A 13,178-nucleotide genomic window follows, 5' to 3' on the forward strand; every position below is an offset into this window, starting at 1 on the left:
GCGCGGCGGTCGAGCGGTAGCGCGCGACGCCGAAGGTCTCTCCGATCCGCCGATCCGCCGATCCGCCGAGCCCCCTCGGTCCGCCCCGAACACCGCTCCGCCCCGCCCGGTTCGACGGTCGGTGTGACCGGTCGAGCCCGACGGGGCGCGGCAGGGAGGGAACGGCGGCAGGTCCGGCGAGCGGACGGGTCAGACGGTGCGGGCGTCCGCCGGGGCCGGGGAGTCGTCGGTCGAGGCCTCGGAGTGCGGGTCGACGTCGGACAGGTCGCGGTGCCGGGTCTCGCGGGCCACGCCGACGGCGAGCAGGGTGAGGAGAGCCGCGGCGATCACGTACAGCGCGATGGGGGTGGAGCTGTTGAAGTCCGCGAGGAGAGCGGTCGCGATCAGCGGTGCGGGGGCGCCCGCGGCGACGGAGGAGAACTGGGCGCCGATGGAGGCACCGGAGTACCGCATCCGGGTCGCGAACATCTCGGAGAAGAAGGCCGCTTGGGGTGCGTACATCGCCCCGTGCAGCACCAGGCCGACGGTGACGGCGAGGAGCAGGCTGCCGAAGCTGCCGGTGTCGATCAGGGAGAAGAACGGGAACATCCAGGCGCCGATGCCGGCCGCGCCGAACAGATACACCGGCCTGCGGCCGATCCGGTCGGAGAGGGCGCCCCAGGCGGGGATGACCGCGAAGTGCACGACGGAGGCGATGAGTACGGCGTTGAGGGCGGACTGCTTGGACAAACCGGCGGAGGTGGTGGCGTACACGAGGATGAAGGCGGTGACGACGTAGTAGCTGATGTTCTCCGCCATGCGGGCGCCCATGGCGATCAGGACGTCCCGCCAGTGGTGGCGCATGACGGCGACCAGCGGCATCTTCTCCACCTGCCGCTCGTCCCCGGCGGTGGCCTTCTTGGCCTCGGCACGCGCCAGGGCCTCCTTGAACACCGGGGACTCGTCGACCGAGAGACGGATCCACAGGCCGACGATGACCAGCACACCGGAGAGCAGGAACGGGACGCGCCAGCCCCATGAGGTGAAGGCCGATTCGGAGAGGAGCGCGGTGAGCGCGGAGAGGACACCGGTGGCGAGCAACTGCCCTGCGGGGGCGCCGGTCTGGGGCCACGAGGCCCAGAAGCCGCGGCGGCGGGCGTCACCGTGTTCGGAGACGAGGAGTACGGCGCCGCCCCACTCGCCACCGAGCGCGAAGCCCTGGACCAGACGCAGCACGGTCAGAAGGACCGGCGCGGCGGTGCCGATGGTCGCGTGGGTGGGCAGCAGACCGATGGCAAAGGTAGCGCCGCCCATCATCAGCAGGCTGAGCACGAGCAGCTTCTTGCGGCCGAGCCGGTCGCCGTAGTGGCCGAAGACCAGGGCGCCGAGCGGGCGGGCGGCGAAGCCGACGGCGTACGTGAGGAAGGAGAGGAGGGTGCCGACGAGCGGGTCGGAATCGGGGAAGAACAACTGGTTGAAGACCAGGGCGGCGGCCGAGCCGTAGAGGAAGAAGTCGTACCACTCGATCGTGGTGCCGATCAGGCTCGCGGCGACGATGCGCTTGAGGTTGGCGGGTGGTGGTGGAGCGGTTGCTGCGGAGGCCATGTGCACCACTTCCAGGCGGTGAGCGGGGACGAGTGTTCGCTGGTACGTGCTGGCACAAGGTAGGAACACGCAGGTCAGTGGCACATGTGGTGGGACCCCATAGTTCGGAGGGTGTCTATGGCGTCGCACTCCGGATGACGGCGGCGAGGCTACGGTCTCATGGCCGATATGCGTGATATGCGCGCCGCCGGTGAACTGTGGGATGACCGTCTGGCGACCACGTCTGGGGGATGCTCTTCGGGCTGATCTTCCTCATGCCGCTGCTCGGAGCCGCGATCGGGGCGGCCTCGGGTGCCCTCGGCGGCAAGCTCGCCGACGTGGGGATCGACGACGACTTCATCGACACGGTGAAGTCCAAGGTCACCCCGGGCACGTCGGTGCTGTTCCTGCTGTCTCAGGACGCCGTCGTCGAGCGGGTGCGGGAGGCGTTCCCCGGCGGTCACGCCCAGCTGATCCAGTCCAACCTCGACTCCGCGCAGGAGGCGAAGCTGCGCGAGGTCTTCGCGGAGTGACGCGCCGCCCCCACGCGTGCCCGCCGACCGCGACGCGACTCCGCGCCGCGGCCGACGGACCGGGGGCGACCGCACGGTGAAGCTGACTTCGGGCGCGGGCGAACCAGGTCCTGCTTGGTGGGCCGGCGCCGGTAGATCGCGGGCTTGCCGACACCGGCACGGGCCGCGACGGCGTCCATGGTCAGCGCGCCCATGCCGCGCTCCGCGACCAGCTCCGCCACGGCGTCGAGCACGGACCGGGTGACCCGCTCCTCACGCAGCCGCCCCGGCCCCCGCCGTACCTGCTCCGCTCGCTCCATGCCGCGACCCTGCGCTGCTCCGCTCGCTCCATGCCGCGACCCTGCGCGGAGCCGGCCGGCGTGACGCAGGAGGGCCTACGGCCCCTCGGGTGCAGCCAGTTCGGCGCGCAGGACGTGCTTGGTGATCTTTCCCGACGGGGTGCGAGGGAGTTCGGTGCGGAGGATCAGCTCACGCGGCAGCTTGTAGCGGGCGATCCGGCTCTCCAGCCAGGCCCGCAGCCCCGCGAGGTCGAGCCCGGCGCCCGCGCGCGGCACCACGACGGCGACAATGGTCTCGCCCCACTGCGCGTGCGGGCGGCCCACCACGGCGACGTCGAGGACGTCGGGGTGGCCGCGCAGGGCACCCTCGACCTCCTGCGATGCGACGTTCTCTCCGCCGGTGATGATCACGTCCTTCATCCGGTCGACGACGGTGACGAATCCGTCCCCGTCGATCCGCCCCAGGTCACCGCTGCGGTACCAGTCCCCGGCGAACGCCTCGGCCGTGGCCGCCTCGTCGTCCAGGTAGCCGACCATGCGGGTGTCCGCGCGCAGCCAGATCTCGCCGGTCTGCCCCGCCTCGGCGTCGGTCCCGTCCGGCTTCACCACCCGCAGTGCCACTCCGGGCATCCCGCCGCGGCCGATCGAGCCGGCCTTCTCGACCTGCTCGGCGGGGGAGAGGGAGGTGCCGACGGGGCCCATCTCGCTCATCCCGTACACCTGGTGGAAGTCGTCCGAGCCGTAGGCCTTCATCAGACGGCGCGCGGTGTCCGCGTCCAGGGGGCCCGCTCCGTAGATCCAGGCTCGTACGGAGGACACGTCGAAGTCGGCGAAGTCGGGGACCGTCTGGACCGGGGCGATCAGGGCGATCGGGGCGCCGAACAGGGCGGTGATCCGCTCGCGCTCGATGGTCTCCAGCATGGCGCGCGGCTCGTACTCGCGCTGCAGCACCACGGTCGCGCCGAGCAGCAGGGTGCTCAACGTCCAGTTGTTGAGCGGGGACGCGTGCCAGATCGGCATGCAGACCAGGAAGCGGTCGTCGCGGCGGAGCGGGATGGACGTCGCCGTGTACGTGGCGGTCAGGGCGATGCCGCGATGGGTGTGCACGCAGCCCTTGGGGCGGCCCGAGGTGCCGGACGTGTAGAGGATCTGCGCGATGTCGCCGTCAGGGCCGGGCTCGCCCCGCCACGCCTCGCCCCGCCACGCATCGCCCCGCCACGCATCGCCCCGCCACGGCTCGGCCGCCGCGACGAGGGACTCGAAGGAGTCGGCCGGGCGCTCCTCGGAGGTGGCGTCCGGGTGGCTGACCAGCCAGCGCACCGGAGCGTCCGCGGCGGTCGCCCGCTCGCCGATCTCCGCGTCCACCACGGCCAGCTCGGCCCCGCAGTGCCGCAGCTGGTACGCCACCTCGGCCGTCTGCAGCTTGTGGTTGACCGGCACGAGCGTGGCCCCCGCGTACCAGGCGCCGAACGCGGCGAACAGGAACGCGGGGGTGTTGTACGTCATCACGGCGAGGCGGTCGCCCGGGCGCAGGCCGGCCTCCCGCAGCACGGTCGCGGCGCGGCGGGCGGCGTCCGCGAACTCCCGGTAGGTCCAGTGCTGTTCGCGGTAGGTGAGGGCTCGCCGGTCGCCGGCCGAGCCGACGGCGTTGTCCAGCAGGGTGCTGAGGTGCATCACGTTCTCCTGACGGGCGGGCGCGGGTCGCCGGAGCCGGGGGAGTGAGGTTCCTGGCGGAAGCGCTCGCTGCGGGAAGGGCTCTGGCGGGAAGCTCTGAATGATGGTTCACTTCTTTCATGGCCTACCGCAAGACCCCTGCCGAGATCCGCCGCCTCGAAGCCACCCGCGAGCGGCTCGTCACCTGCGCCACCGAGGTCGTCACCGAGGTGGGCTGGGCCCAGGCCTCCGTCTCCGCGGTCGCCGACGCGGCCGGGATCGCCGCCGGCTCCGTCTACCAGCACTTCCCGTCCAAGTCGGCCCTCGCCGTCGAGGTGTTCCGGCGTGCGGCGGGGCGCGAGGTCGAGGTGCTCGGCGAGGTCCTGCACGCGCCGGGCGACCCGGTCGAGCGCCTCAGCCGCGCCGTCGAGGTGTTCGCCCGCCGCGCCCTGCAGAACCGCGGTCTCGCGTACGCCCTGCTCGCAGCCCCCGCCGAACCCGCGGTCGGCGCCGAGCGCCTGGAGTTCCGGCGGCGCTACCGCGTGCTCTTCGCGGAGGTGGTGCGCGACGGGATGACGCAGGGAGCGCTGCCCCAGCAGGACGACGAGATCACCGCGGCGGCACTCAGCGGCGCGATCGGCGAGGTCCTCGTCTATCCGCTCGGCGACCCCGAGAAGCGCGCCGTCGACACCTTCATCGCCGAGCTGACCGCCATGGCACTGCGCTGCGTGGGCGCCCCACACGACTGACCGACCCCGAAGTCCTACGGAAGTCCCCCGAAGTCCTACGGAAGTCCCACGCAAGTCCTACGGAAGTCCCGCGAAAGCCCTACGGAGGAGCCCCATGACCACGGCCGCCGCCCCGAGCAGCCACCCCACCGCCGTGACCCACCAAGTCACCAACCAGGCACCCCCGTTGACGGGCCACGACGCCGCCGACGACCCGGTCCTGATTGAGGGCGTACGCCGCGAGGGCGCCGCGTGGCACCTCGACGACCTGCACACGTTCGGCCGGTTCGCCGGCAGCGAGGAGGCCCGCACCTGGGCCGACCAGGCCAACCGCTTCGAGCCTGAACTGCGCACCCACGACCGCTACGGCAACCGCGTCGACGAGGTCGACTTCCACCCCGCGTACCACTCCCTGCTCACCGCCACCGTCGGCGCGGGCGCGGCCGGTTCCGCGTGGGCGGACGAGCGGCCCGGCGCACATGTCGCGCGCGCCGCGACGTTCATGGTGGCCACCATGCTGGAGCAGGGCCACATGTGCCCGGTCTCCATGACCTACGCCGTCGTCCCCGCCCTGCGCCACGCCCCCGACCTCGCCAAGACGTACGAGCCGCTGCTCACCAGCACCGTCTACGACCCGGGACTGCGCACCCCCACTGGCAAGCGCGGGCTGCTCGCCGGGATGGGCATGACCGAGAAGCAGGGCGGCACCGACGTCCGCGCCAACACCACCGCCGCGACCGAACAGGCCGACGGGACCTGGCGGTTGCGCGGCCACAAGTGGTTCACCAGCGCCCCGATGAACGACCTGTTCCTCGTCCTCGCCCAGGCGCCCGGCGGGCTCTCCTGCTTCCTCGTGCCGCGCGTCCTGCCCGACGGCAGCCGCAACACCTTCCGCATCCAGCGCCTCAAGGACAAGCTCGGCAACCGCTCCAACGCCTCCAGCGAGCCGGAGTTCGACGACACCGTGGCGTGGCTCGTCGGGGCCGAGGGCAAGGGTGTGCGGACCATCATCGAGATGGTCACGATGACCCGCCTCGACTGCGTCCTCGGCTCCGCGGGCCATATCCGCGAGGCCCTCGCGCAGGCGGCCCACCACACCCGGTACCGCTCGGTCTTCGGCGCCAAGCTCATCGACCAGCCGCTGATGCGGAACGTCCTCGCCGACCTCGGCCTGGAGTCGGAGGCGGCCACCACCCTCGGCCTGCGCCTCGCCGGGGCCGCCGACCGGGCGCAGCGGGGCGACGCCCAGGAGCGCGCGTTCCTGCGCCTGGCCACCGCCGTCTCCAAGTACTGGGTGTGCAAGCGCCAGCCCACGATCGTCGCCGAGACCCTGGAGTGCCTCGGCGGCAACGGCTACGACGAGGCCTCCGGCATGCCGCGGCTCTACCGCGAGGCCCCGCTCAACGGCATCTGGGAGGGCTCCGGCAACGTCAACGCGCTCGACATGCTGCGCGCCATGACCCGCGAACCGGAGTCCCTGGAGGCGTTCCGTACGGAGATCGAGTCCGCGGCCGGCGCCGACGCCCGACTCGACGCGGCCTGGCGGGAGTTGCAGGACCAGCTCGTCCTCACCGAGGACGCCCCGCTGCGCGCCCGCCGCGTCATCGAACGCGCGGCGCTCGTCCTACAGGGCTCCCTCCTCGTACGGCACGCGCCCGCAGCCGTCGCCGACGCGTTCTGCGCCTCCCGACTCGCCGGTGACCAGGGCCTGGCCTTCGGGACACTGGCGCCGGGGACGGACTTCACGGCAATCCTGGAGCGGCTGCCCGCGTGAGCGGTGGGGCCCGATAGGGGCGCGGGGCTGTGACCTTTGCGGCTCCGCCGCGGGGCGCGACCAGCCACGACGGCGCGACAGCCGAACGGCCGCGAAGCGGGGTCCAGGGGCGGCAGCCCCGGGAAGGGGGCCCGGGGCGCAGCCCCGGAGCTGTCCGCTGAGGACTTTCGGGAAGGGGCGGGCAGGGGGACAATCACCCCTCGCGCCGCACCATCCACCCCGCCAACTCCTCCGCCGTACGCGGCAGTTCCCCACCACCCGGCACCAACCCCCGCCCCCGCAGCAGCGACTCCACCGCCACCCCCCACGGCAACCGCAACCCCGCCTCCGCAAGGCGGGAACGGTCGGCCAGCATCACCGGGCCCGGACCGCACCGCACCCCCGACGGAGTCAGCAGCGCCGCGTCATCCGCCCAGCGCAGCGCGAGGTCCACGTCGTGGGTGGCCATGACGACCGTCGTACCCGTGGCCCGCAACCCCTCAAGCGTGTCGAGGAGCCGCTCCTGCCCGTCGGGGTCGAGCCCGGCCGTGGGCTCGTCGAGGATCAGGACGCGCGGCCGCATCGCCACGGCCCCGGCGATCGCGGTGCGCTTGCGCTGCCCGTACGAAAGGAGGTGCGTGGGCCGGTCCGCGAGGCCGGTGATGTCGAGGGCCGCCAGGGCCTCGGAGACCCGGGCGCGCACCTCCGGCTCGGGCAGCCCCAGATTGAGCGGACCGAACGACACGTCCTGCGCGACGGACGCCGCGAACAGCTGGTCGTCCGGGTCCTGCACCACCAGCTGCACGCTGGTGCGCAGCCGGAGCAGCCCCTTGCGGCCGTACGTCACCGGGGTGCCGTCGACGCTCAACTGCCCTGCGTCCGGCCGCAGTCCACCGCTGAGCAGCCGCATCAGCGTGGTCTTGCCGCTGCCGTTGCGGCCGAGCAGGGCGAGGGCCCGGCCCTCGGGGACGTCGAAGTCGAGCCCGTCGAGCACGGTCGGGCCGTCCTCGTAGGCGTAGCGGGCACCCCGCAGGGAGACCAGGGGCACGCTCATGGCAGCAGCCTTTCCAGTACGAGAGTGAGGGCCGCCAGGGCGAGCAGCAGCGCGAGGCTCGCCCCGACGAAGCGACGCGAGACCCGCACGTCGGGCACGAGCACATGCAGAGTGCCGTCGTACCCGCGCCCCGCGAGCCCCGCCTGCAGCCGGCTCGCCCGGTCGAAGGCCCGCACGAACGCCGTCGCACCGAGCCCCGCGAGGGACCGCCAGGCCGCCGCGCGCGTGGTGTGCCCGAGCCGCGCGGCCTGCGCCTGCCGGACGCGGCTCATGGAGTCGAGGAGCAGAAAGCTCATCCGGTACGTCACGAGCGCCACGTCCACCACCGGCGCGGGCACACCGGCCCTGACCAGTCGCGGCAGCAGATCCGACAGCGGCGTGGTGAACGCGAGCAGCAGCACCCCGAGCGAGGCCGCCGACGTACGCAGGAGCAGCTCACCGGCCCGTACGGGACCGCCGTCCGCCAGACCCACAAGGCCGCCCGGCCCGCCGACCTGGACGAGGAGCGTCAGGGCGCCGGTCACGCAGAAGCCGAGCGGGATCCGGTACGCGCGCCAGAGTTTGCGAGGCGGCACCCCGGCCGGCCCGAGCAGCAGCGCGAGCGCGGCGGCGAGCACCAGCGCGGCACCGGGCCACGGCGGCAGGGAGATCGCGAGCACGGTCAGGCCGAGCCCGAGCACGGCCTTGTCCACGGGGTGGCGGCGGCGCCAGCGACTGCTGTGCGCCGCCGCGTCGATGGGCAGCACGAGCGGCTAGCCCTGCTCGGACCCGGCCGAGGGTCCGGGCTTCGCGGATGTGGCCGAGGGTCCGGGCTTCGCGGATGTGGCCGAGGCGGCGCGCTTCTCTGTGGCCGAGGCGGCGCGCTCCTCGCCCTGCCTCCGGCCCTTGCGCAGCCCGAAGTAGTACGCGAGGACGCCCGCGCCGATCGCCGCCTGCAGCGCGAAGAGCGCCGACTCGACCTCGCCGGACGGCGGTTCGTACAGCGGTGAGAACCAGGGCTCGTAGTCCGGGTCGATCTTTGTGATGGCGGTCTCGGCCTCGGCGTCGGCGCCCGCGAACGGCTCCTCCTTGTGGTCGCCGAGGCCGAGGGCCAGGGGCAGCACCGCGAGGGCGGCGACGACGAGGAGCAGAATCGTATTGATCTTGGCGTTGCGGCTCATCAGGCGTCGGCCCCCGTCTCTTCTTCCTTCTCCTGCTTGTCCTGCTGCTTGCGGGTCAACAGCACGCCGAGCCGGGTGAGTTCGCCCTTGCTCGACTGCACCAGGAGGCGCATCACCAGGACGGTGAGCAGGCCCTCGCTGACGGCCAGCGGGATCTGCGTGACGGCGAAGATGGAACCGAACTTGGCCAGCGCGCCGAGGAATCCGCTGCCCGGGTCCGGGAACGCCAGGGCGAGCTGGACGCTGGTGACGCAGTACGTCGACAGGTCGGCGACGAACGCCCCGAAGAACACGGCGACCATCAGCGGCACGTCGTACCGCCTGAGCAACCGGTACACGGCGTACCCGGCCCAGGGCCCGACGATCGCCATGGAGAACACGTTGGCGCCCAGGGTCGTGAGGCCGCCGTGGGCGAGCAGCAGCGCCTGGAACAGCAGCGTGATCGTCCCGAGGACGGCCATGATGGGCGGCCGGAACAGGATCGCGCCGAGCCCTGTGCCCGTCGGATGCGAGCAACTGCCCGTCACCGAGGGGATCTTCAGGGCGGAAAGGACGAAGGTGAAGGCCCCGGAGGCGCCGAGGAGCAGGGTGCTCTCGGGGTGTTCCTTGACTTCACGTGTGAGGGAGCGCACTCCCTGGACGACGAACGGGGCGGACGCGACGCTCCAGGCGATCGCGTGTGCCGGTGGCAGAAAACCTTCGGCTATGTGCATGGCTCAGCAGACCCTCTCCAGCACCTCGTGGATGGCAACGTGCCTTGGCCGGTCTCCTGGCTTACGGGTCGTACCGCCCGGACTCCGCCTTCCCGGGCGCTGACGCGCCCAGTGGCTGCCCCTGAGGGCTGGAGCCGGACTTCCCGATCACAGTGGCGAGGGCCGCACCGGCATCACACCGGCTTTCCCGTACACCAAGGCGACGCGACCCTACACGAACTTCCCAGACCTGCCCTCCCCTTGTCCGGCAACCAGAACGGCCCACTCGCGTGACCCACCGGAGCCCCACCCCCGGGGCCTAGGACCATCGCCTGTTCAACAACGGCACCTTCCCGCTGTTAGCGCGCAGGCTGCACATGATTTGCAATAAGGCGGGCCAGGGCCGCGCGCGGACCGATGTCCGCCAGGCACCGGTCGTTCACCCTTGCCGTGCCGGGGAGTTCTCCCTTGCCACGGGAGCGGATCGTTCCCGCCGTCACCGCCTGCGCGGACGCCTTCCTCGACCCGCCCATCGCCAACCTCGGCCACCGTGGCATCGCGAAGGCCGGAAAGCTGGTGCGCACCTGGCTCCGGCGCACCGCCGCCCCGGAACGGGACCTGCCCCGGGCGGCGCTCCTGATGGAGAAGGCCGGTACCGGCGGCGCCCTGTTCCGCAACCTCTACCGGGACTTCCTCGCCGAGTGCACCCAGCACGTCGACGACAGCCACCTGCGCACCGGCCACCGGATGTACACCGAGGCGGCCGCCCTCTGGACGGAGGTCGCGGCACTCATCAGCGCGGCCGGTGAAGCGGGCGACCAGCAGGGCCTCGACCGGGCGGGCAGGCTCCTCGGCGAGCTGTCCCGCCTGGAGCGGGAAGCCATGCAGGAGTTGAGCCGCCTACGCGAGTGAGGCCCCACGCCCAGCCGGGGTTGAGCTGTTCGGTCATGCCGCTGGTGTACTGGCAGTCCGCCTGCGGCGGGAAGAAGCTGTACTCCAGCGTGCGCGGGGGAGTTGGTCATCCGCGCACCCTGGCCGGGGCCGCGCGCAGGCCGGTTCAGGGTTCGATCAGGCCTGAGCGGATCGCGTACCGGGTGAGTTCCAGGCGGTCGCGCAGGCCGAGCTTCTGCAGCAGGTTGGCGCGGTGGCGTTCGACGGTCTTGGGGCTGATGACGAGCAGGTCCGCGATCTGCTGCGAGGTGTGGCCCTCGGCGACCAGCTTGAGGATCTCCTCCTCGCGGTCCGTGATCGTCCTCGTCGGGAGGTCCGCGCCGTCCTTGGCCCGGTCCAGGAAGTTGCGGATCAGGGCGTTGACCGCACCCGGGTAGATGAACGGCTCGTCGCGCATCGCCGCCCGGCAGGCCTCGACGAGGTCGCGGTCGGCGACGGACTTGAGGACATAGCCGCACGCCCCGGCCCGCAGCGCCTCGAAGAAGTACTGCTCGTTGTCGTACATCGTCAGGATCAGGATCCGGGTCTGCGGCAGCAGCCGGGCCAGCTCGCGGGCCGCCTGGAGGCCGGTGAGCCGGGGCATCGCGATGTCGAGGATGGCCAGGTCGGGGGCGTCCGCACGGGCCAGCTCGATGGCCTCGGCACCGTCCCCGGCCTCCGCGACCACCATCAGGTCCGGCTCGCTGTCGAGGATCAGGCGCACCCCTCGGCGGACGAGCGCGTGGTCGTCCGCGAGCAGGATCCGTGTGGGCGGCGTACGCGGCGTACGCGGGAACCGCTCGGGCGAAGTGCCGGGCGTGGCGGCGGAGTTGGGGAGCTCGGGCATGGTCACTTGGCCCTCTCGCGCAGCGGCGTCATGAGTCGGATCTCCGTGCCGGCGCCGTCCGGGCCCGGCCCCACGTCGAGGTGGGCGTGGCGGGCGCCGGAGTGGCGCACGATGTGGGTGAGGCTCTCCTGCGCGACCCGGTGGAGCACCAGCTCCTCGTCCGGGCCGAGTTGCGGCAGGTCGGCGTCGAAGTGGTGGCGCACGGTCAGGCGGTCCGGGGTGGTGCTCTCGCCGGACAGGGTCCGCAGCGCGCTCGTCAGGCCCAGCTCCTCCAGGACACCGGGGCGCAGGCGGCGGGCGATCCGGCGGATCTCGTCGAGGCTGCTGCGGGTGGTCTCCTGCACCTGGTGCAGCTCCGCGCGGAGCGTGGCAGGGGCGTGGTCGGCGGCGGTCTTCAGGCCGAGCAGGACCACGGTGAGGGACTGGCCGATCTCGTCGTGCAGCTCCTGGGCGATCCGGCGGCGCTCCGCCTCCTGCGCGGACAGGGCGAGCCCGCTGCTCGCGGCCCGCTCCGCCTCCAGGCGGTCCAGCATGGTGTTGAACGTCTCGATCAGGCCCGCTACCTCGCCGTGCCCGGACACCGCCGGGCGGCTGCCGGGCCGCGGACGGTCCGTCGTGGTCATCGCCCGCGTCAGCCGCTGCAACGGCGCGAGCCCGACCCGCAGCAGCGCGGCGTTGGCGATCAGCATCACGACGAGCCCGGCACCCAGGATCAGCGCCTCGGTCAGGAGCACCGGCGTGGACACGGTGACCGGCCCGAGCAGCAGCAGCGAGGCGGTCGCGAAGAGCACCGAGGCGTTGAGCAGGAAGATCCGCCAGAACAGGGACACGGGTGTGCGGGCTCCTCGGGGTCGATGTCCGTCGTTGGTTGCTGCACCAGGTCCGTCGTTGGTTGCTGCACCAGCCAGCCTCCGCGCCGAGCAGTGGATCTGTCCATCGGGGCCACCACCCATCTGGTACGGGAGCCGTGTGAGACGCCCGCGTGAGCGGGAGCCCTCGCGGCGCACGAGGTGCGCGAGGTGCACGTTTCCCCCACCCCGATATGGGTGCCCGTGCCGACCCCGATGGTTCCGGGCGGGGGGTCGCAACGAGGGTGGAATGGCGGCCTCCGCGCGCTGGGCCCTAGAGGAGCCGACGGCAGGGCTGGGCCCTTGAGGAGCCGACGACGGGGCTGGGCCTTGAGGAGCCGACCACAGGGAGGAGCGGCCATGAGCCTGACCGCCTGGCTGGCCGTGGCCGTCTTCGCCGTCGTCTACGTGCTGATCGCCACCGAGTTCGTGCACCGGGTGGCCGCCGCGCTGGGCGGTGCCGTCGTGATGCTGGTGATCGGGGCGACCGACCCGGAGCACGCGTTCTTCTCCGAGCACGCGGGGATCGACTGGAACGTCATCGTCCTGCTGCTCGGCATGATGCTCATCGTCGCGGTCCTCAAGCGGACCGGGATCTTCGAGTTCATCGCGATCTGGGCGGCGAAACGCGCGCGCGGCACCTCCTGAATACCGTCTTCGTCCTGGTCGCCTTCTTCACCCTGGTCCAGGGCCCGACGCTGCCCGCCGTAGCCCGCGGCCTGGGGCTGACCCGCGCGGACGCGCTGCACGACGTACAGGTGGAGACCGCGCTCCTGGACGTCCTGCACGCCGACCTGCTCACCGCGACCGTCCCGCCCGGATCACGGCTCGCCGGCGTCGCCGTCTTCGAGCTGCGGCTGCCGCAGCCGACCGCCGTCACCCTGATCGTCCGCGACGGCACCGCCCTCGTACCGGGACCGGACACGGTGCTCCGCACCGGCGACGAGCTGCTGCTCATCACCACCCCGGAAGCCGGCGAGCGCACCGAGCGCCGCCTCCGCGCCGTGGGCCGCCGCGGCCGCCTCGCCCACTGGCTGGGCGAAACGGGAGATCCGGAACAGAACGGGACCTGGCGGGAGGCGGTACGGGGTGCGGGGCGGGGCTGAGGAGAGGGGCCCGCGCAGGAAAGGGGACGCGCC

General features: G+C 72.4%; 13 protein-coding genes, 2 pseudogenes and 1 riboswitch. Of the genes and pseudogenes, 6 read left to right on the top strand and 9 right to left on the bottom strand.

Annotated features, from left to right (window positions below; genetic code table 11):
- Positions 1 to 189: 189 nt before the first annotated feature.
- Positions 190 to 1,584: an MFS transporter gene (locus tag RCO28_RS08705; RefSeq protein ID WP_308940414.1), complete on the bottom strand. Its 1,395-nt coding sequence runs from the start codon at positions 1,582 to 1,584 to the stop codon at positions 190 to 192.
- Between the two features lie 230 nt (positions 1,585 to 1,814).
- On the opposite strand from RCO28_RS08705, the gene RCO28_RS08710 reads away from it, so the two are divergent.
- Positions 1,815 to 2,096: a DUF1269 domain-containing protein gene (locus tag RCO28_RS08710; RefSeq protein ID WP_308940415.1), complete on the top strand. Its 282-nt coding sequence runs from the start codon at positions 1,815 to 1,817 to the stop codon at positions 2,094 to 2,096.
- Here RCO28_RS08710 and RCO28_RS08715 read toward each other — a convergent pair.
- A complete protein-coding gene (locus RCO28_RS08715) occupies positions 2,024 to 2,395 on the bottom strand; it encodes a helix-turn-helix domain-containing protein (RefSeq protein ID WP_308940416.1) in 372 nt (123 codons plus the stop codon). The two genes, RCO28_RS08710 and RCO28_RS08715, sit on opposite strands and share 73 nt — an antisense overlap.
- A 75-nt stretch (positions 2,396 to 2,470) precedes the next feature.
- On the bottom strand, positions 2,471 to 4,048 hold the full coding sequence (locus RCO28_RS08720) for an AMP-binding protein (RefSeq protein WP_308940417.1): 1,578 nt from the start codon (positions 4,046 to 4,048) through the stop codon (positions 2,471 to 2,473).
- A gap of 119 nt (positions 4,049 to 4,167) precedes the next feature.
- Here RCO28_RS08720 and RCO28_RS08725 point away from each other — a divergent pair, with 119 nt between their 5' ends.
- Positions 4,168 to 4,776, top strand: a complete 609-nt coding sequence (locus tag RCO28_RS08725) for a TetR/AcrR family transcriptional regulator (RefSeq protein ID WP_308940418.1) — start codon at positions 4,168 to 4,170, stop codon at positions 4,774 to 4,776.
- Between the two features lie 94 nt (positions 4,777 to 4,870).
- Positions 4,871 to 6,529, top strand: coding sequence for an acyl-CoA dehydrogenase family protein (locus RCO28_RS08730; RefSeq protein ID WP_308940419.1), 1,659 nt, complete (start codon positions 4,871 to 4,873; stop codon positions 6,527 to 6,529).
- A gap of 193 nt (positions 6,530 to 6,722) precedes the next feature.
- Here RCO28_RS08730 and RCO28_RS08735 read toward each other — a convergent pair whose 3' ends face one another.
- From RCO28_RS08735 to RCO28_RS08750, 4 genes are read right to left on the bottom strand one after another with little or no spacing between them, the layout of a single operon-like run.
- A complete protein-coding gene (locus RCO28_RS08735) occupies positions 6,723 to 7,562 on the bottom strand; it encodes an ATP-binding cassette domain-containing protein (RefSeq protein ID WP_308940420.1) in 840 nt (279 codons plus the stop codon).
- Positions 7,559 to 8,308 (bottom strand): cobalt ECF transporter T component CbiQ, encoded by a 750-nt coding sequence (gene cbiQ, locus RCO28_RS08740; RefSeq protein WP_308940421.1) that lies wholly within the window; start codon positions 8,306 to 8,308, stop codon positions 7,559 to 7,561. Before cbiQ ends, RCO28_RS08735 begins: the two co-directional genes overlap by 4 nt.
- A 6-nt stretch (positions 8,309 to 8,314) precedes the next feature.
- A complete protein-coding gene (locus RCO28_RS08745) occupies positions 8,315 to 8,722 on the bottom strand; it encodes an energy-coupling factor ABC transporter substrate-binding protein (protein WP_308940422.1) in 408 nt (135 codons plus the stop codon).
- Positions 8,722 to 9,435 carry an energy-coupling factor ABC transporter permease gene (locus RCO28_RS08750; protein ID WP_308940423.1) on the bottom strand — a complete coding sequence of 238 codons (714 nt, stop codon included), beginning with the start codon at positions 9,433 to 9,435 and terminating at the stop codon, positions 8,722 to 8,724. Before RCO28_RS08750 ends, RCO28_RS08745 begins: the two co-directional genes overlap by 1 nt.
- Before the next feature lie 28 nt (positions 9,436 to 9,463).
- A riboswitch (cobalamin riboswitch) is annotated at positions 9,464 to 9,649 on the bottom strand.
- 149 nt (positions 9,650 to 9,798) lie between these two features.
- Between RCO28_RS08750 and RCO28_RS08755 the strand changes: the two are divergent.
- Positions 9,799 to 10,326: pseudogene (locus RCO28_RS08755) on the top strand (DUF4872 domain-containing protein); the annotation flags it as partial.
- Positions 10,327 to 10,471: 145 nt separating this feature from the next.
- Here RCO28_RS08755 and RCO28_RS08760 read toward each other — a convergent pair.
- Both RCO28_RS08760 and RCO28_RS08765 read right to left on the bottom strand, forming a co-directional pair.
- Positions 10,472 to 11,197, bottom strand: coding sequence for a response regulator (locus RCO28_RS08760; protein WP_374991122.1), 726 nt, complete (start codon positions 11,195 to 11,197; stop codon positions 10,472 to 10,474).
- On the bottom strand, positions 11,194 to 12,021 hold the full coding sequence (locus tag RCO28_RS08765) for a histidine kinase (RefSeq protein ID WP_308940425.1): 828 nt from the start codon (positions 12,019 to 12,021) through the stop codon (positions 11,194 to 11,196). The genes RCO28_RS08760 and RCO28_RS08765 overlap by 4 nt, the downstream gene beginning before the upstream one ends.
- 378 nt (positions 12,022 to 12,399) lie before the next feature.
- Here RCO28_RS08765 and RCO28_RS08770 point away from each other — a divergent pair.
- Positions 12,400 to 12,678 (top strand): annotated as a pseudogene (locus tag RCO28_RS08770) (SLC13 family permease); the annotation flags it as partial.
- A gap of 119 nt (positions 12,679 to 12,797) precedes the next feature.
- Positions 12,798 to 13,145 (top strand): TrkA C-terminal domain-containing protein, encoded by a 348-nt coding sequence (locus RCO28_RS08775; RefSeq protein WP_374991123.1) that lies wholly within the window; start codon positions 12,798 to 12,800, stop codon positions 13,143 to 13,145.
- Positions 13,146 to 13,178 lie beyond the last annotated feature (33 nt).

The sequence above is a fragment of the Streptomyces sp. LHD-70 genome (genome assembly GCF_031157275.1).
GTDB lineage: Bacteria > Actinomycetota > Actinomycetes > Streptomycetales > Streptomycetaceae > Streptomyces.

What these genes read in the sequence shown, in the direction of transcription:
- RCO28_RS08750 (WP_308940423.1), bottom strand. Translation starts at nt 9,435, where the DNA reads ATGCACATAGCCGAAGGTTTTCTGCCACCGGCACACGCGATCGCCTGG.
- RCO28_RS08735 (WP_308940420.1), bottom strand. Translation starts at nt 7,562, where the DNA reads ATGAGCGTGCCCCTGGTCTCCCTGCGGGGTGCCCGCTACGCCTACGAG.
- RCO28_RS08705 (WP_308940414.1), bottom strand. Translation starts at nt 1,584, where the DNA reads ATGGCCTCCGCAGCAACCGCTCCACCACCACCCGCCAACCTCAAGCGC.
- RCO28_RS08710 (WP_308940415.1), top strand. Translation starts at nt 1,815, where the DNA reads ATGCTCTTCGGGCTGATCTTCCTCATGCCGCTGCTCGGAGCCGCGATC.
- RCO28_RS08730 (WP_308940419.1), top strand. Translation starts at nt 4,871, where the DNA reads ATGACCACGGCCGCCGCCCCGAGCAGCCACCCCACCGCCGTGACCCAC.
- RCO28_RS08720 (WP_308940417.1), bottom strand. Translation starts at nt 4,048, where the DNA reads ATGCACCTCAGCACCCTGCTGGACAACGCCGTCGGCTCGGCCGGCGAC.
- RCO28_RS08715 (WP_308940416.1), bottom strand. Translation starts at nt 2,395, where the DNA reads ATGGAGCGAGCGGAGCAGGTACGGCGGGGGCCGGGGCGGCTGCGTGAG.
- RCO28_RS08745 (WP_308940422.1), bottom strand. Translation starts at nt 8,722, where the DNA reads ATGAGCCGCAACGCCAAGATCAATACGATTCTGCTCCTCGTCGTCGCC.
- RCO28_RS08725 (WP_308940418.1), top strand. Translation starts at nt 4,168, where the DNA reads ATGGCCTACCGCAAGACCCCTGCCGAGATCCGCCGCCTCGAAGCCACC.